Below are 17,371 nucleotides of genomic sequence, written 5' to 3'. Positions count from 1 at the left end.
GCTCCGTTGATCGGACTGTGGGACACCACCGGCAACGAGGTGGTCAAGGCGCTCGCCGCCGAGCGGCGCAGTGCCGGCGGCGTGGCCAGCGGTATGGCGCTGACCCTGATCGTGGTGGTCGACGAGAAGCGGGTCCGCGACGCGGAGGCGGCGGCCACCATAGCCGCGGCGGCCCACCCGTGCCGCCTGCTGGTGGTCGTCCGCTCCGATGTCGACCGGGACCGCAACCGGCTCGACGCGGAGATCGTGGTCGGCGGGCGGCTCGGCCCGTGCGAGGCCGTGGTGATGCGGATGTACGGCCGGCTGGCGCTGCACGCCGAGTCGGTGGTGATGCCGCTGCTGGTGCCGGACGTGCCCGTGGTGACCTGGTGGCACGGCGAGCCGCCCAGCGAGATCGCCACCGACTTCCTCGGCGTGGTCGCCGACCGGCGGATCACCGACACCGCCCAGGCCGCCGACCCGATCGACGCGCTGCGGCAGCGCGCCCGGGACTACGCTCCCGGCGACACCGACCTCGCCTGGACCCGGATCACCCCGTGGCGCACCCTGGTCGCCGGCGCGTTCGACACCACCGAGGCGCAACTCACCGAGGCGGTCCTGGTCGCGCCGCCGGCCGATCCGACCGCCGCGCTGATGCGCGGCTGGCTGCGCAGCCGGCTGGGCATCAAACCACGCTGGGAACGCAGCCGGGAGGCCCCCCGCATGCGCGAGGTGCTGCTGCGCTGCGCCAACGGCGACGAGTTGACGCTGACCCGTGAGGACAGCATGGCCACCTTCCGGCGGACCGGCCAGGAGGACCGGATGCTGCCGCTGGTGCGCCGGCCGCTCGGCGACGAACTGGCCGAGGAGTTGCGCCGGCTCGGCCCCGACCAGGTGTACGCGGAGGCGCTGGGCGCCTTCGCCGGGCTGTCCAACCTGGACCGGCGACCCGGCCACCGGGTGCACGTCTGGAAGGACCCGGCCACCGCCCAGCGGGCCGAGGCGGGCGTCTCCGCACACCCCACCACCAGCATCGGCTCCTGACCGCCCTGCCCCTGAGCTGGTACGACAACGACCGCTGTGCGGTCGCGGAGGGACACCCATGAGTGAGGCGAGCGTCGCCGTCCACGCCGACGCCGACCTGCTGGCGCAGGCGGTCGCGGCCCGGTTGGTGGTGAGGCTGCTCGACGCGCAGGCCGAGCGGGGGCAGGCGTCGGTGGTACTCACCGGCGGTCGGATCGCCGCGGCGGTCTACCGGGCGGTCACCGAACTGCCGGCCCGGGACGCGGTCGACTGGTCCCGGGTGGACTTCTGGTGGGGTGACGAACGGTTCCTGCCCGCCGGCGACCCGGAGCGCAACGAGACCCAGGCCCGGGCGGCGCTGCTCGACACGCTGCCGGTGGACCCCGCGCGGGTCCACCCGATGCCGGCCTCCGATGCCGGTGCCGATCCGGAGGAGGCCGCCGCCGGGTACGCGGCCGACCTCGCCCGGGCGGCCCGGCCCGGCACCGCGGTGCTGCCCCACTTCGACGTGCTGATGCTCGGCGTCGGCGAGGACGGACACGTCGCCTCGGTCTTCCCCGAGCACCCGGTGCACTACGAGAGCCGCCCGGTCAGCGCGGTGCGGGGTAGCCCGAAGCCACCACCGGTGCGCGTCACCCTCACCCTCCCGACGATCAACACCGCCGAGGAGGTCTGGCTGGTGGCCAGCGGTGCGGACAAGGCCCACGCGGTCGGCATGGCGCTGGCCGGCGCCGGGCAGGTGCAGGTGCCGGCGGCCGGTGTGCAGGGCACCGGTCGCACCCTCTGGCTGCTGGACCGCGCGGCGGCCGCCGACGTCCCCGCCCGCTTCCGCAGCCTGCGGTGAGGGGCGGGCTCAGCGGGCGCCGCGACGCCGGCGCAGGGCGGCCAGGGCCTCGGCGAGGATCGCCTCACCCTCGGCCTCGGTGCGCCGCTCCTTCACGTACGCCAGGTGGGTCTTGTACGGTTCCGCCCGGGTCCGGCCGGGCGGATCCTGGGCGTCCTGACCGGCCGGCAGCCCGCACCGCGGGCAGTCCCAGACGGTCGGGGCCGCCACCTCGGCGACGATCCGGATGTCGGTGCGGTGCCCGTTGCGGCACCAGTAGCTGACCGACCGGCACGGGACCGGCTGGTGACGTTCGGGGTGGCGGGCGGGCGCGGACCCGACCCGGGCGCCCCGGATGACGTGGCCGTTCGGCACGGCGCTGGCTCCTGTCGTCGGAGGGGACCGCCGTCGGGGGGTGGACGGCGGGCGACGCGGTGCAGCGGGTGAAACGGACTGCGCGCGGGCCGTCGGGTGACGGACCGCGCGCAGATTGTACGACTCGGGGGTCGGCTCAGACGCCCGTACCCACCTCAAGCCGGAGCCAGAGGCCGAGGCCGATGATGCAGGCGAACCAGACGATGGCCACCAGAACGGTGTAGCGGTCGAGGTTCTTCTCGGCGACCGAGGACCCGGCCAGGCTGGAGCTGACGCCACCGCCGAACATGCTGGACATCCCACCGCCCTTGCCCCGGTGCAGCAGGATCAGCATGGTGAGTGTGACGCTCGTGATGACCAGCAACACGATCAACGTGTAGGCGAACCAGATCGGCATGGCGGGGGTCAGTCCTCTCGTTACGATCCTCGCCCGGACAGTTCGGGCACGGCGGCACCGGCCTGCGGACGGGCGGAGTCAAGAATAGCGAGCGATCAGCCGGTGATGTGCTCCGGGAACCGGCAGATCTTCGCGAACTCCTCGGCGTCCAGGCTGGCGCCGCCCACCAGGGCGCCGTCGACGTCCGGCTGGGCCATGATCGAGGCGACGTTCGACGACTTCACCGAGCCGCCGTAGAGGATCCGAACCTGCTCGGCGGTGCCCTGGTCGAAGGTTCCGGCCAGCCGGGCCCGCACCGCGCCGCACACCTCCTGGGCGTCCTCCGGCGTGGCCGTCTTGCCGGTGCCGATCGCCCAGACCGGCTCGTACGCGACGACCACCCGGGCGACCTGCTCGGCGGTGAGCCCCTTGAGGGCCGCGTCGAGCTGGTTGGTGCAGTGCGCGACGTGGGTGCCCTGCTCCCGGACGTCGAGCCCCTCCCCCACGCAGAGGATCGGGGTGAGCCCGTGGGTCAGTGCCGCCTGCACCTTGGCACCCACCAACGCGTCGTCCTCGTGATGGTAGGCGCGCCGTTCGGAGTGCCCGACCACCACGTAGGTGCAGCCCAGCTTGGCCAGCATCGGCCCGGCGATCTCGCCGGTGTAGGCGCCCGAGGCGTGCGGGGAGACGTCCTGGGCCCCGTAGCCGATGAGCAGCCTGTCACCCTCCACCGCAGTCTGCACCGTACGCAGGTCGGTGAACGGCGGCAGCACCACCGTCTCCACCTCGGTCAGCTGCTTCTCCGTGAGGCTGGCCGCCAGCTTCTGCACCAGCAGATTCGCCTCGAGGTGATTGAGGTTCATCTTCCAGTTGCCGGCCATCAGTGGCCGGCGGGGAGCGTTCGTCATCAGTTCTCCAGGGCCGCGATGCCGGGAAGGGTCTTGCCCTCCAGATACTCCAGGGAGGCGCCGCCGCCGGTGGAGATGTGCCCGAAGGCCTTCTCGTCGAGCCCGAGGGCCCGGACCGCGGCCGCCGAGTCGCCGCCGCCGACCACGCTGAACGCGCCGGAGGCGGCGATCGCCTCGGCGACGCCCCGGGTGCCGTTGGCGAAGGCGGGCATCTCGAACACGCCCATGGGCCCGTTCCAGAAAATCGTCTTCGCGTTCGTTGACTCACCGAACGCGGACTGCTTCAGCGCGGCGGTGAAACCCGCGACGGTCTTCGGCCCGATGTCGAGCCCGACCCGGTGGCTGGGGATGCCGTCGGCCGGCACCACGTCGTGCGCGGCGTCCGGGGCGAAGGCGTCCGCGGCCACCACGTCGACCGGGAGCATGATCTTGCCATCGGCGCGCGCCAGCAGGCTGCGGCAGGTCTCGACCATCTCCTTCTCGAGCAGCGAGGAGCCCACCTCGTGGCCCTGCGCCTTGAGGAAGGTGAAGCACATGCCGCCGCCGATCAGCAGCCGGTCGACGGTCGGCAGCAGCGCCTCGATCACGGCGAGCTTGTCGGAGACCTTCGAGCCGCCCAGCACCACCACGTACGGCCGGTCCGGGTCGCCGGTGAGCTTGGACAGGACCTCCACCTCGCGCAGCACCAGGCGGCCGGCGACGTGCGGCAGCCGCGCGGGCACGTCGTGGACGCTGGCGTGCTTGCGGTGCACGGCGCCGAACGCGTCGTCCACGTACACGTCACCGAGCGCGGCGAGCTGGTCGGCGAAGGCGCCCCGCTCGGCGTCGTCCTTGCTGGTCTCCCCCTTGGTGAAGCGGAGATTCTCCAGCAGCGCGACCTCGCCGTCGGCGAGCGCCGCCACGGTGGCCCGGGCCGACTCGCCGACCGTGTCGGTGGCGAAGTGCACGGCCGTGCCGAGCAGCTCGCCGAGCCGCCCGGCGACCGGGGCGAGGCTGAACTGCGGGTCCGGCGAGCCCTTCGGCCGGCCCAGGTGGGAACAGACGACCACCTTCGCACCGGCCTCGGTGAGCGCACCCAGGGTCGGCAGCACCCCCCGGATCCGGCCGTCGTCGGCGATCGAGCCGGACTGCTTGTCGAGTGGGACGTTCAGGTCGGCGCGCACCAGCACGCGCCGACCCGACACCCCCTCGGCGAGCAGGTCGTCGAGGGTACGGATGCTCACAGCGACTGACCCACCAGCTTGACCAGGTCGACCAGGCGGTTCGAGTAGCCCCACTCGTTGTCGTACCAGCCGACCACCTTGACCTGGTTGCCGATGACCTTCGTCAGCGGCGCGTCGAAGATGCACGACGCCGGGTCGGTGACGATGTCCGCCGACACGATCGGATCCTCGTTGTACACCAGGATGCCCTTGAGCGGCCCCTCGGCGGCGGCCTTGAGGGCGGCGTTGACCTCGTCCACCGTGGTCTCCCGGCCGACCTCGACGGTCAGGTCGGTGGCCGAGCCGGTGGGGATCGGCACCCGCAGCGCGAACCCGTCGAGCTTGCCCTTGAGGTCCGGCAGCACCAAGCCGATGGCCTTCGCGGCGCCGGTCGAGGTCGGCACGATGTTCAGCGCGGCGGCGCGGGCCCGGCGCAGGTCCGAGTGCGGCGCGTCCTGGAGGTTCTGGTCCTGGGTGTACGCGTGGATGGTGGTCATCAGACCCTTGGTGATGCCGAACGTGTCGTGCAGCACCTTCGCCATCGGCGCCAGGCAGTTGGTGGTGCAGGAGGCGTTCGAGATGATTGTGTGCTTGGCCGGGTCGTACTGGCCCTGGTTGACGCCCATCACGACGGTGACGTCCTCGTTCTTCGCCGGAGCGGAGATGATGACCTTCTTGGCCCCGCCGTCGACGTGCGCCTTCGCCTTGGTGGCGTCGGTGAAAAAGCCGGTCGACTCGATGACGATGTCGACGCCCAGGTCAGCCCAGGGCAGCTTGGCCGGGTCCTTCTCCGCGTACGCCTTGATGGTCTTGCCGCCGACGGTGATCTCGTCAGCGGTGGCCTTGACCTCGTGCGGGAGGCGACCCAGGATGCTGTCGTACTTGAGCAGGTGAGCGAGCGTCGCATTGTCGGTCAGGTCGTTGACGGCCACGACCTCGACGTCAGCGCCGGAAGCCAGCACTGCCCGGAAAAAGTTACGGCCGATCCGGCCGAAGCCGTTGATGCCAACCCGGATGGTCACAGGTCCCATCTCCTCGCGTTCTGGTCCGCCGGCATAGAGACCTTCGGCCGGCGAAGTGGTGTGCGCCGACCGTTGAGCCGGCCGTTGACGGTTCATCTCGGCCGCCCCGCCGCGGTCCGAGGGACCTGACCGCCGTCGAGGCGGTGGGTACGGCGGGAGACGCCGGTGCCGGCCCCCTTGCCGTACGCAGCGACCATATCCGAGCGCGCCGAGCCATGCTGCGCCGGGTGGTCGCCCCCACGGTCCTATCAGACCACGAGCATGTCGGGCGTGACGGCCGCTTCGGTATCCGGCATGCCCAGGTCCCGTGCCCGCTTGTCGGCCAGCGCCAGCAGCCGGCGGATCCGCCCGGCGATGGCGTCCTTGGTCAGCGGCGGGTCGGCCAGCGCGCCCAACTCCTCCAGGGACGCCTGCCGGTGCTCCAGCCGCAGCCGCCCGGCCGAGGTCAGGTGCTCCGGCGCGTCCTCGGCGAGGATCTCCAGCGCCCGGGTCACCCGGGCCGCGGCGGCGACCGCCGCCCGGGCCGAACGCCGCAGGTTGGCGTCGTCGAAGTTGGCCAGCCGGTTGGCCGTCGCGCGCACCTCGCGCCGCACCCGGCGCTCCTCCCAGGCCAGCACGCTGGCGTGGGCGCCGATCCGGGTGAGCAACGCGGCGATCGCGTCGCCGTCCTTGACCACCACCCGGTCGACGCCGCGCACCTCGCGGTTCTTGGCGGTGATGCCGAGGCGACGGGCCGCACCGACCAGCGCCAGCGCCGACTCCGGGCCGGGGCAGGTGATCTCCAGGGCGCTGGAACGGCCCGGCTCGGTCAGCGAGCCGTGCGCCATGAACGCACCCCGCCAGGCGGACACCGCGCAGCACACGTTGGCGGCGACCACGTGCGGCGGAAGCCCTCGCACCGGTCGCCCCCGCACGTCCAGCAGGCCGGTCTGCCGGGCCAGCGCCTCGCCGTCCTTGACGACCCGGACGATGAAGTGGCTGCCCTTGCGCAGGCCACCGGAGGCGAGGACGTGGATCTCGCTCGGGTAGCCGTAGACCTCGGCGATCTCGCGCCGCAACCGGCGGGCCACCGCACCGGTGTCGAGTTCCGCCTCCACCACCACCCGGCCGGAGACGATGTGCAGCCCACCGGCGAACCGCAGCAACGCCGCCATCTCTGCCCGCCGACAGCAGGGCTTGGGCACGTCGACCCGACTCAGCTCGTCCTTGACCGCAGCCGTCATCGCCATTGTGCGTCCCCTCACGGACCCGTTCCGGCGTGTCGCCGGAGATTACGTACGTGTCTAACGATCGGCGCCCAGTACGGGCACCAGGGCGGCGCCCAGAGCAGCCGGATCATGACGGGGAGTGCCGTCGTCGACCGCGACGGGGGCGAGGACCAGTCGGGCTCCCAGCGATTCTGCCGCACGATCGGCCGGTTCGGGGTCACCGACCGCCTTGGCGTCGGCGAGCACGAAGTCGACCGTCAGTTCCGGCAGGTACCAGCGCAGCGCCGCCAGGTGGTCGGCGACGGAGAGGCCGAGGGTCTCCTTCTCGGCGGCGAGGTTGAGGGTGACCAGCCGCCGCGCCGGGCTGGCCAGGATCGCCGCGGCCAACTGCGGCACCAGCAGGTGGGGCAACACGCTGGTGTACCAGCTGCCCGGACCGAAGATCAGCCAGTCGGCGGCGCCGATGGCGGTGACCGCCTCCGCGCACGCCGCCGGCGCCTGCGGGGTGAGCCGCAGCGACTCGACCCGGCCGGTGGTGACCGCCACCTGATGCTGGCCGCGCACGACGCGGACCTCCTCCGGCCGCGCCGGGTCCACCCCGCGTACCCGGGCCTCGATGTCGACCGGCTCGCGGGACATCGGCAGCACCCGGCCGACCGCGCCGAGCATCGCCCCGGCGTGCTCCAGGGCGGCCACCGGGTCGCCCAGCAGCTCCATCAGCCCGCAGAGCACCAGGTTGCCCACCGCGTGACCGGCCAGTCCGTCGCCCCGGCCGGCTTCCGCCAGCTCGGCGAAGCGGTGCTGGAACAGCCCGGCGCTGCGCCGGGTGGCCGGGTGGTCACCGGTCAGCGCGACCAACGCCTGCCGCAGGTCGCCGGGGGCAGCCCGCCGCGCTCGGCGCGCAGCCGGCCACTGGACCCGCCGTCGTCGCCGACGGTCACCACCGCGGTGATGTCGAGATCCAGCTCGGGGGCGCAGCGCCGCAACGCCCGCAGCGAGGCGGACAGGCCGTGCCCGCCGCCGAAGGCCACCACCCGGACCGTCATTCCCGCCCCAGGTCCCGGTGCTGGGCGTTGGCGGCCAGCCCGGCGCGCCGCAGCCGGGCCGCCAACTCCTCGGCGATCGCCACACTGCGATGCTTGCCACCGGTGCAACCGACCGCCACCGTCAGGTAGCGCTTGCCCTCCCGTTCGAAGCCGGCCGTGGTGGCGTTCACCAGGTCCGCGTACGCGTCGACGAAGGCGTCCGCACCCTCCTGCCCCAGGACGTACGCGCTGACCGCCTCCTCCCGCCCGGTGTGCTCGCGCAGCTCGGGCACCCAGTACGGGTTGGGCAGGAACCGGGCGTCGAGCACGAAGTCGGCGTCCGGCGGCAGGCCGTACTTGAAGCCGAAGGAGAGCACCGTCAGCCGCAGCCGGCGGGCGTCCTCACCGCCGAACAGCTCCTCGATCCGGCGGCGCAGCTGGTTGACGTTGAGGTGACTGGTGTCGACGATCACGTCGGCCTGCTCCCGGGCCTCCTCCAGCAGACCCCGCTCGACCGCGATGCCGTCGGCGAGCCGCCCGTCGCCCTGCAACGGGTGCGAGCGCCGTACGCTCTCGAACCGGCGGATCAGCACCTCGTCGTCGGCGTCGACGAAGACCACCCGGGGGGCGTAGCCACGCTCCTTCAGCTGCCGGATCGCCTCCGCCAGGTCGGTGGAGAAGGCCCGGGATCGCACGTCCAGCACCATGGCGGTACGCCTGGCCGCCCCGCCCGCCTTCACCGCCAGTTCGGCCATGTCGAGCAGCAGCGCCTGCGGCAGGTTGTCGACGACGTAGAAGCCGACGTTCTCCAGGGCTCGGGCCACCGTGCTGCGCCCACCACCGGAGAGGCCGGTGACCACCACCAGCGTGGTGTCCGTCTCGGCCACCGTCCCGGCCTGTTCGCCCGGTACGCCGGCCCGGTGACCGGTCGTGTGCGCCTCGCCCACCGTCAACCCCCCAGCCGTGGTGCCCCGGTCGATGCCGACCGGGCATGGTCAAGCAGCGACTCTAGCTCGCCGGCGGCGGGTGGACGGGACGCCCCACTGGTGTCGGGCGGGTGACGGCGCGCGGCCCCGCGCGCCGCTATCCTCCGGCCATGGGCAGGCACGGGGCACGGCTGCGCTGGGTGGTGGCTCTCGTGGCGGCGACCGTGGCCGTGCTGGCCACCGTGGACCGGTTCCGCGAACGCGAGCACGAGTGGCGCAGCGGCGGCGACGCGGTCACGGTGACCGTCGAGGCTCTGCTGCCCGAGCCCGGCCAGGTCTCCGACCTTGCCGCCGCGCACGGCGCACGGAACGCGGGAAAGACTGTCGCCGGCGATCCGGACGACCAGTCGGTGCTGCTGCGGCTGCACTGGTCCGGGCCGGGCCAGCCGGGCACCTACCAGGTGATCCTGCTGGACAGCCGCGACCGTCCCGCCCGCGTGATGCGCCCGATCCTCGGCTGGGACGCCACCGGCGGCACCGGATCCAACTGGGCCGGCTCGTACGAGGTGCTGGCCGAACGCTACGACTGGCTCGCCGGCGTCGCCTCGCGCCCCTGGTCGAGTGACTCGCTGAGCACCCCGGACAACCTCGGCGCGGTAGGCACCCGCGCGGTCGCCGACGGCAGCCTGGTCGCGCTGTTCCGGATGGGCGTCGCAGCCGCGCCGCTGACCGACCCGTCGCACCTGGTGGTGGCGTTCTGTCACGTCGAGGCGGACGGGGAGGTCCGCTGGGCGAAGAAGGTCCCGGTCCCCGCGGCCCGCTGACCACCGAGGCCCCACCGCACCCGGACCGCCTCCGCCTGCTCAGCGGCGGCGCAGCGCCTTGACCCGGTCACGGCCCAGCACACCGAGGTAGTCCTCCGGCTCGTCGAGACAGGACTCGACCTCGGCCGTCTCGATGATCTCGGTCAGCCGGGCGGCCAGCTCGTCGGGGTCCGGCTGCACCTGCTCGCAGAGTTGGATGTGGGCCGCCCGCAGCGCCCCACCGATCTCGGCCGGTTCCTCCTCGTAGGTTTCCCAGGCATCGTTGAGGTGACCGGCCAACCCGTCCCACGCGCGGGCAGCCCGCTCGACCACCAGCAGCGCCGCAGGGTCGGCCGGGCGTCGGCTCAGCACCCGCACCTCCTCGACGATGGCCCGGCCGGCTTTCTCCACGTCGTGCAGGTCCCAGCGGTGGCCGCTGGTCGCCTCGTGGGCCAGGTTGTCGACGGTGCGGCCGATGTCGGCCAGCTCGGCCTCGGTGAGCGGGGCCAGCCGCCCGGCGTACCCCAGCAGCTGGGTCTCCAGCACACGATCCGCAGCGGCCCACTCGGCGACCAGCAACGCCAGCCGTCGGGCCGGGATGCCGCCCGCGAGGTCGGCCAGCTCGGCGATCCGGGAGTCGACCTCCTCGGCCGAGGGTGGCGTGGCCAACGACGACCACGCGAATCCCTCCGCCAGGGCCGCCTCGGCGAGCGCCACCGCGTGGCCGCACAACTCGTCCGGCGTCGAGCAGTCACACTCGGCGGTGAAGCCGTCCGCGGTGACCCCCACCCACACCTCGTACGGTGGTTGCCGGGCCGCCCGGATGGTGCCCGACGCTCCCCCGCCCACCGGCACGATCGCGTGAGGTTGCCCAGCTGACCGAAGCTTCTCCGCCACCTCGCAGGCCACGGCCCCTGCCGCCGCCCGCAGGGCGTCAATGTCGATGCGTACCGCCACCCGCCCATCTAACCGGGCGAGGATCACGCCGCCAGCATCAGGGCCCCGTCGGCTCGAAGCGTGGCACCGTAGCCAGTCGACACGCCGGGGCGAGACCACCTGAACTGCCACACTTCGAGCGTTCGCCCTACGCGGCGCGAGCCGGGCGGGATCAGCCCCGCAACCCGGCCACGAACGCCGACCAGGCACCCCGGCCAAAGAGCAACTTCGAGCCGGCAGGATCCTTGGAGTCGCGCACCGCCAGACCTGTCGCCAACTCCGCCACCTCGACACAGTCGGATCCGTTGGGGCTGCTACGAGAACTCTTGCGCCAGGTTGCGTCTTCGAGATCTGGCGTAGTCATCACAGTGCTCCTCGGGCCAAGACTCAGTCTTGAAGCTCGGCGGACACCCTGACGAGAAATTCAGCAGACTGGTCAGGGTCGAGCGCCTTCGCACGCAGGTGGTCGAAGACGAGTCTATATCGCATCACCTCCCGCTCCTCCTCCAGCAGGAGCGTGTTGGTGTCGTTGTCGACGTAGACGATGGTGGGATCGAGCAGCGGCTCCGCGTAGTCGAGGATCGTGAAGGCGCCTCCCATCGAGGCGTGCGCGCCTGCGGCGAAGGGCAGGACCTGAACCTCGACGGTCGGCAACTGGCACGCCTCGATGACGCGCGCGAGTTGAGCTCTCATGACCTTGACACCACCAACAGCCCGCCGCACCGCCGCCTCGTCGAGGACGATCCACAGTGTTGGCGGCACGTCGCGTGTGAGCAGGACCTTCCGCGCCTGGCGCGCTGCGATGACCCGATCGACTTCATCGGCGTCGGCGGTCGCCCGTCCCGCATGCATAAGCGCTCGCGCATACTGCTCGGTCTGCAACAGGCCCGGAATGTAGAGGCTCTGGAACGTGCTGATCGAGCTTGCCTCGGCCTCGAAACCGACGTAGTCATCAGGCAGGACATCGCCATAGACGCTCCACCAGCCCTTCTGACGGGCCTGGCGAGCGAGGCTGGCCAGTGCGTCCCGCTCCTCGGATGACGCGCCATAGAGATCCAGGAGCTTCCGCAGGCCATCCGCAGCGATGCCGCTGTGGCCTTGCTCGATGCGGATCACCTTCGCTCGGTGCCACCCCACCGCGCGAGCAGCCTCGTCCACGGTCAGCCCTCGCTGGTCGCGCAACCGCCGTAGTTCACGGCGAAGCCGGCGAGCGCGAATCGTCGGACTCGATGATGACGACATGGCCGCACCTCCCGCTTGAAGTCGTGCCTTGAATCGAACCAGGGCGAGCCCTCACATGCAATCCAACACGCTGGATTGCTACGTTGCAAGATCTCTTGCCATAGTGCCGGCTCAATGAGTTCGCGCTATCGGACGCAACGCAGAGTCAGGGGTAGCTATGACCGACAATCGATCGTCGCGGTGGGGGCGGGTCGGGCGGGCCGGCAGCTTCCAGGAGGACCTGTCCGCCGTACTGGACGGGGCTGACGTGTCCGAGCGTCAACGGGCCGCCATCGCCCACGCGCTGACCGGCACGAGCGCCCTCGCCTCGTACGTCGATGCCCTGGTCGACCGGTATACGACGGAGCGCGAGCGGCGGTCGGGGATCGCGACGGCGGACCGGCTGCCGCGCCGCTGGACGCTGCACCTGACCTACCTGGCCCCCGATCCGCAGGAGGCCCGGGAGCAGGCGGCCGTCTACACCGAAGGGCTGACGATCCTGCGTCCCGAGCTGCCCGCCGGTGCCGCGCTGCTGTCCCGGGCCGATGCCTGGAACCACGTGGAGCCGGTGTTCTGCGGCCGGATCGGCCCGGACAGCGAGATCTGCATGGACGTCACCGGCCACCCCGGCTTCCACCGCGCGGCCGGCCTCGGCGGACTCTGCTGGGGAGAGGGCGACGACGACACCACGGCCCGGTGACCGGACTCGTAGAATCCCAGGATGTCCTCCCCCGCCGACGTGAGCACCGTCGATCTGAGCACCGTCGACCTGACCACCGCCACCGACTCGCACACCGATGGACCGACTCCGGTCGGGGGAGGCTCGGCCACCCTGGAGACGCTGCGGCGGGTCTTCGGGTACGACGCCTTCCGGGGTTTCCAGGCCGAGGTCATCGACCACGTGGTGGCCGGCGGCGACGCGCTGGTGCTGATGCCGACCGGCGGCGGCAAGTCGCTGTGCTACCAGATCCCGGCGCTGGTCCGCGACGGCGTCGCCGTGGTGATCTCGCCGCTGATCGCGCTGATGCAGGACCAGGTCGACGCGCTGACCGCGGTCGGTGTCCGGGCCGGCTTCCTCAACTCGACGCTGGATCTGGACACTCGCCGGCTGGTCGAGGCGGAGTTCGTGGCCGGCGAGATCGACCTGCTCTATCTCGCGCCGGAGGCGTTGGCCAGCCGGGCCACGCTGAGCCTGCTGGACCGGGGCCGGATCAGCCTGTTCGCCATCGACGAGGCGCACTGCGTGTCGCAGTGGGGGCACGACTTCCGGCCCGACTACCTGAACCTGTCGATGCTGCACGAGCGCTGGCCGGGGGTGCCGAGGATCGCGCTGACCGCCACCGCGACCAGCGCCACTCGGGCCGAGATCGCCACCCGGCTCAGGCTCACCGAGGCGCGGCACTTCGTGGCCAGCTTCGACCGGCCCAACATCCAGTACCGGATCGTGCCCAAACGGGAGCCCCGCAAGCAGTTGCTCGCCCTGCTGCGCGACGAGCACCCGGGTGAGGCCGGCATCGTCTACTGCCTGTCCCGGGCCTCGGTGGAGAAGACGGCCGAGTTCCTGGTCGCCAACGGCGTCGACGCGCTGCCGTACCACGCCGGCCTGAACCCGGCGACCCGCGCCGCCAACCAGCAGCGTTTCCTGCGCGCCGAGGGGGTGGTGATGGTGGCGACGATCGCCTTCGGGATGGGCATCGACAAGCCGGACGTCCGCTTCGTCGCCCACCTCGACCTGCCGAAGTCGGTTGAGGGCTACTACCAGGAGACCGGCCGCGCCGGCCGCGACGGACTGCCGTCGACCGCCTGGCTGGCGTACGGGCTGCAGGACGTGGTGCAGCAACGCAAGATGATCGACACGTCGGAGGGCGACCTGGCCCACCGGCGCAACCTCGCCGCCCATCTCGACGCGATGCTGGCGCTCTGCGAGACGGTCCGCTGCCGCCGGGTGCAGCTGCTCGACTACTTCGGCCAGACCCTCGACGGCAGCTGCGGCAACTGCGACACCTGCCTCGCGCCGCCCGAGTCCTGGGACGGCACGGTCGCCGCGCAGAAGCTGCTCTCCACGGTGTTCCGGCTCGACCGGGAGCGTAACCAGCGGTTCGGCGCCGGGCACTGCGTCGACATCCTGCTCGGCCGCGGCACCGACAAGATCGTGCAGCACCGGCACGACTCGCTGACCGTCTTCGGCGTCGGCACCGAGTTGAGCGAGACGGAGTGGCGCGGCGTGGTGCGGCAACTGCTCGCCGAGGGGCTGCTCGCCGTCGAGGGCGACTACGGCACCCTCGCGCTGACCGACGCCAGCGCCGAGGTGCTCGGCCGGCGGCGCACCGTGATGATGCGCCGCGAGCAGGCCCGCCCGGCGAAGGTGACCAAGCCCCGGGTGCGGCCACGGTGGTCGCCGAGCTGCCGGCGGAGGCGGCCGGCACGTTCGACCGGCTGCGCGCCTGGCGGGCGGCGACCGCGAAGGAACAGGGCGTCCCCGCGTACGTGATCTTCCACGACGCGACGCTGCGGCAGATCGCCGCCGACGCCCCGTCGTCGCTGGGCGAGCTGTCCCGGATCAGCGGTGTCGGCGAGAACAAGCTGGCGAAGTACGGCGAGCAGCTCCTCGGGGTGCTCGCCGACGCCGGATGAAGACCGCGACGGCTCCGGTCGCCGCGGGCGTGGCGACCGGGGTCACCGGTTGAGGTGGCCGCGCTGTCGAGCTGAACCGTCTGCGCCATCGCCGCCGGCGATCCGGCTGCGCTATCAGCTCGACAGGGCCGACGCCCCACACCAGCATCCCGGTCGCGGAAACCGCCAGCCGCACCGGCCGCCAGCCGCACCGGCGGCGGCTGGCCGCCGCGGCGCACGGGCGCGGTCAGTCGGTGGAGGGTTCCTTGTCGCCACCGGCGAGGGCGGTGAGGATCGCCTCGGCCGTACGCCGGCCCACTCCCGGGACCTCGGTGATCTCCTGCACGGTGGCCGCCGAGAGGCGCTTGAGCGAGCCGAAGTGACGCAGCAACGCCTTGCGGCGCACCTCCCCCAGGCCCGGGACGCTGTCCAGCGCCGAGATGGTCATCCGCTTCGAGCGGCGCTGCCGGTGGAAGGCGATGGCGAACCGGTGCGCCTCGTCGCGTACCCGTTGCAGCAGGTAGAGCCCCTCCGAGGTGCGCGGGAGGATGACCGGGAAGTCGTCGTCGGGCAGCCAGACCTCCTCCAGCCGCTTGGCCAGGCCGCACAGTGCCACGTCGTCGATGCCCAGCTCGGCCAGCGCCTGGGCGGCGGCGGCCACCTGCGGCGCGCCGCCGTCGACCACCACCAGCTGCGGCGGGTACGCGAACCTGCGCGGCCGGCCGGTGGTCGGGTCGACCAGGACGCCGATCCTCGGCTCGTCGGTGCCGACACCGTCGCCGGCCGCGTCGACCACGGGCTCGACGCCGGCCTCACCGGTTTCGGCGCGGGCGTCGAGGTAGCGGGCGAAGCGGCGGCGCAGCACCTCGGACATCGCCGAGAGGTCGTCGGTGGCCCCCCGGATGATGAACCGGCGGTACTCGCTCTTGCGGGGCAGCCCATCCTCGAAGACGACCATGCTCGCCACCACGTCGGTGCCCTGGATCTGGGAGATGTCGAAACACTCGATGCGCAGCGGCGCGGTCCGCAGACCGAGTGCCTCGGTGATCTCGTCGAGGGCCTTGCCGCGAGTGGTGAGGTCACCGGCCCGCTTGAGCTTGTGCCGCGCCAGGGCGTCCTTCGCGTTGCGTTCGACCGTCTCCATCAGGGCCCGCTTGTCGCCGCGCTGCGGCACTCGCAGCGTCACCCGGCTGCCCCGGTGGGTGGCGAGCCAGTCGGCCAGCGCGTCGGCGTCGGCGGGCAACTCGGGCACCAGCAGCTCACGCGGCACGTCGGCCGCACCGTCCTCGCCGCCGTAGACCTGGGTGCAGAAGTGGTGCACGAGGTCGCCGGTGGTCAGCTCCTCGGTCTTCTCCACCACCCAGCCGCGCTGGCCGCGGACCCGGCCACCCCGGACGCGGAAGACCTGGACCGCGGCTTCGAGGGGGTCGTCGGCGAAGGCGACCACGTCGGCGTCGGTGCCGTCGCCGAGCACCACCGTCTGCTTCTCCATCGCCCGGCGCAGCGCGGCGACGTCGTCGCGCAGCCGGGCCGCCCGCTCGAACTCCAGCTGCTCGCTGGCCTCGGCCATCTCGCGTTCCAGCTTGCGCACCATGGTGTCGGTGCGCCCGGCCATGAAGTCGCAGAAGTCGTCGACGATCTCGCGGTGCCGCTCGGCGGAGACGGTGCCGACGCAGGGGGCGGAGCACTTGCCGATGTATCCCAGCAGGCAGGGGCGACCGACCTGGCCGGCCCGCTTGAACACACCGGCGGAGCAGGTGCGGGCCGGGAAGACCCGCAGCAGCAGGTCGAGCGTCTCGCGGATCGCCCAGGCGTGTGAGTACGGCCCGAAGTAGCGCACCCCCTTGCGCTTGGCCCCGCGCATCACCTGAAGCCGGGGATACTCCTCGTCGAGGGTCACCGCCAGGTAGGGGTAGGACTTGTCGTCGCGGTAACGGACGTTGAACCTCGGGTCGTACTGCTTGATCCAGAGGTATTCGAGCTGGAGCGCCTCGACCTCGGTGCCGACGGTGACCCAGTCGACCGACTCGGCGGTGGTGACCATCTGCTGGGTGCGCTGGTGCAGCCCCCAGGGGTCGCCGAAGTAGGAGTTGAGTCGGCTGCGCAGATTCCGTGCCTTGCCGACGTAGATCACCCGGCCGGTGCCGTCGTAGAAACGGTAGACCCCCGGCGCCTCGGGAATCGTGCCCGGCGCGGGACGGTAGGTCGACGGATCAGCCACACACCGAGCCTAGTCGCCGCCCCCGACAGGCCGGATCGTCCCGAGTTGGCGGATCTCGTCCCCGCGGCGAGCGGGGCGGTGCCACCGGCGGCCACCGGCAGTGACCGGCAACGCTCAGGCCAGCGAGATCCGGTCGCCGTCGACCTTGACGTCCCTGGCCGGCAACGGGGTGGTGGCCGGGCCCGCCCTGACCGACCCGTCCTCGATGGAGAACTTGCTGCCGTGGCAGGTGCAGTTGATCGTGCCGCCGTCGACGTTCGACACCGGGCAGCCCTGGTGGGTGCAGACCGGGTCGAAGCCCTTGAACTCGCCCGGGTTGGGCTGGGTGATCACTACGCCCTGGGCGACGAAGACCGCACCGCCGCCGACCGGGATGTCCGCGGTCGTGGCCAGCGACTGGGCACCCTCGCGGTCCCCGCCGCCGGCGTCGCCCGGCTCGGTGACCGGTGGCCCGCCGCTTGTCGGTGCCGCACCGTCGCCGGAGTCCGCGCCGCCGCACGCGGCCAGGGCCACGGCCGCACCGACCGCACCCGCCCCCGTGAGCACGGCCCGGCGGGTACGCGTCCCCGGCCCGGCCGGCAGCTGGTCGTCGCTCATGCCGACCCTCCGTTGCGCTCGCTCATGCCTCGCCTCTCCGTTGGCTACCACCGTGCATGATCTGTGGCTACCTTCCCCTACACGCACCACTCTGCCGGCCGGTTCATCCGATC

16 protein-coding genes and 2 pseudogenes are annotated in these 17,371 nt (G+C 72.2%); 5 read left to right on the top strand and 13 right to left on the bottom strand.

Features of this window, described 5'->3' with window-relative positions:
• Positions 1-6 precede the first annotated feature (6 nt).
• Together KIF24_RS08530 and pgl are read left to right on the top strand one after the other, a co-directional pair.
• Positions 7-1,023 carry a glucose-6-phosphate dehydrogenase assembly protein OpcA gene (locus KIF24_RS08530; RefSeq protein WP_221083562.1) on the top strand — a complete coding sequence of 339 codons (1,017 nt, stop codon included), beginning with the start codon at positions 7-9 and terminating at the stop codon, positions 1,021-1,023.
• A gap of 58 nt (positions 1,024-1,081) precedes the next feature.
• Positions 1,082-1,846 (top strand): 6-phosphogluconolactonase, encoded by a 765-nt coding sequence (gene pgl / locus KIF24_RS08525; protein WP_221083561.1) that lies wholly within the window; start codon positions 1,082-1,084, stop codon positions 1,844-1,846.
• Between the two features lie 9 nt (positions 1,847-1,855).
• Here pgl and KIF24_RS08520 read toward each other — a convergent pair whose 3' ends face one another.
• From KIF24_RS08520 to rapZ, 8 genes and pseudogenes are all read right to left on the bottom strand, one after another.
• Positions 1,856-2,200 carry an RNA polymerase-binding protein RbpA gene (locus KIF24_RS08520; RefSeq protein WP_221083560.1) on the bottom strand — a complete coding sequence of 115 codons (345 nt, stop codon included), beginning with the start codon at positions 2,198-2,200 and terminating at the stop codon, positions 1,856-1,858.
• Between the two features lie 136 nt (positions 2,201-2,336).
• Positions 2,337-2,597: a preprotein translocase subunit SecG gene (gene secG / locus KIF24_RS08515; RefSeq protein ID WP_221083559.1), complete on the bottom strand. Its 261-nt coding sequence runs from the start codon at positions 2,595-2,597 to the stop codon at positions 2,337-2,339.
• Positions 2,598-2,692: 95 nt separating this feature from the next.
• Positions 2,693-3,484, bottom strand: coding sequence for a triose-phosphate isomerase (gene tpiA / locus KIF24_RS08510; RefSeq protein WP_221083558.1), 792 nt, complete (start codon positions 3,482-3,484; stop codon positions 2,693-2,695).
• Positions 3,484-4,707, bottom strand: coding sequence for a phosphoglycerate kinase (locus KIF24_RS08505; RefSeq protein ID WP_221083557.1), 1,224 nt, complete (start codon positions 4,705-4,707; stop codon positions 3,484-3,486). The genes tpiA and KIF24_RS08505 overlap by 1 nt, the downstream gene beginning before the upstream one ends.
• Positions 4,704-5,708: a type I glyceraldehyde-3-phosphate dehydrogenase gene (gene gap / locus KIF24_RS08500; RefSeq protein WP_221083556.1), complete on the bottom strand. Its 1,005-nt coding sequence runs from the start codon at positions 5,706-5,708 to the stop codon at positions 4,704-4,706. Before gap ends, KIF24_RS08505 begins: the two co-directional genes overlap by 4 nt.
• Positions 5,709-5,956: 248 nt before the next feature.
• Complete coding sequence (gene whiA, locus KIF24_RS08495) at positions 5,957-6,937, bottom strand: DNA-binding protein WhiA (RefSeq protein ID WP_221083555.1); 981 nt, start codon at positions 6,935-6,937, stop codon at positions 5,957-5,959.
• Between the two features lie 54 nt (positions 6,938-6,991).
• A pseudogene (locus KIF24_RS08490) lies at positions 6,992-7,962 on the bottom strand (gluconeogenesis factor YvcK family protein).
• On the bottom strand, positions 7,959-8,828 hold the full coding sequence (rapZ, locus tag KIF24_RS08485; protein WP_221087249.1) for an RNase adapter RapZ: 870 nt from the start codon (positions 8,826-8,828) through the stop codon (positions 7,959-7,961). The pseudogene KIF24_RS08490 and the gene rapZ overlap by 4 nt, the downstream one beginning before the upstream one ends.
• Before the next feature lie 209 nt (positions 8,829-9,037).
• On the opposite strand from rapZ, the gene KIF24_RS08480 reads away from it, so the two are divergent.
• The gene (locus KIF24_RS08480) at positions 9,038-9,691 is read left to right on the top strand and encodes a hypothetical protein (protein WP_221083554.1); all 654 of its coding nucleotides are present in this window, start codon (positions 9,038-9,040) and stop codon (positions 9,689-9,691) included.
• Positions 9,692-9,730: 39 nt separating this feature from the next.
• On the opposite strand, the gene KIF24_RS08475 is transcribed toward KIF24_RS08480, so the two are convergent.
• From KIF24_RS08475 to KIF24_RS08465, 3 genes are all read right to left on the bottom strand, one after another.
• Complete coding sequence (locus tag KIF24_RS08475) at positions 9,731-10,654, bottom strand: hypothetical protein (RefSeq protein ID WP_221083553.1); 924 nt, start codon at positions 10,652-10,654, stop codon at positions 9,731-9,733.
• 124 nt (positions 10,655-10,778) lie between these two features.
• Complete coding sequence (locus tag KIF24_RS08470; protein ID WP_221083552.1) at positions 10,779-10,970, bottom strand: DUF397 domain-containing protein; 192 nt, start codon at positions 10,968-10,970, stop codon at positions 10,779-10,781.
• Between the two features lie 23 nt (positions 10,971-10,993).
• Positions 10,994-11,848 carry a helix-turn-helix domain-containing protein gene (locus KIF24_RS08465; RefSeq protein WP_221083551.1) on the bottom strand — a complete coding sequence of 285 codons (855 nt, stop codon included), beginning with the start codon at positions 11,846-11,848 and terminating at the stop codon, positions 10,994-10,996.
• A 157-nt stretch (positions 11,849-12,005) separates the two neighbouring features.
• Between KIF24_RS08465 and KIF24_RS08460 the strand changes: the two genes are divergently transcribed.
• Both KIF24_RS08460 and recQ read left to right on the top strand, forming a co-directional pair.
• A complete protein-coding gene (locus KIF24_RS08460; RefSeq protein ID WP_221083550.1) occupies positions 12,006-12,527 on the top strand; it encodes a hypothetical protein in 522 nt (173 codons plus the stop codon).
• A gap of 21 nt (positions 12,528-12,548) precedes the next feature.
• A pseudogene (recQ, locus tag KIF24_RS08455) lies at positions 12,549-14,461 on the top strand (DNA helicase RecQ).
• A 226-nt stretch (positions 14,462-14,687) separates the two neighbouring features.
• Here recQ and uvrC read toward each other — a convergent pair.
• Both uvrC and KIF24_RS08445 read right to left on the bottom strand, forming a co-directional pair.
• Entirely contained in the window at positions 14,688-16,661 is a 1,974-nt protein-coding gene (uvrC, locus tag KIF24_RS08450) for an excinuclease ABC subunit UvrC (protein ID WP_221083549.1), read from the bottom strand.
• A gap of 114 nt (positions 16,662-16,775) precedes the next feature.
• Positions 16,776-17,258, bottom strand: a complete 483-nt coding sequence (locus KIF24_RS08445) for a Rieske (2Fe-2S) protein (protein WP_221083548.1) — start codon at positions 17,256-17,258, stop codon at positions 16,776-16,778.
• Between the last annotated feature and the right edge of the window lie 113 nt (positions 17,259-17,371).

It is taken from the genome of Micromonospora tarapacensis (genome assembly GCF_019697375.1).
Classification (GTDB): domain Bacteria; phylum Actinomycetota; class Actinomycetes; order Mycobacteriales; family Micromonosporaceae; genus Micromonospora; species Micromonospora tarapacensis.
The sequence above is the reverse complement of the archived record's forward strand: the minus strand, read 5'-3'. Positions and strand labels throughout refer to the sequence as shown.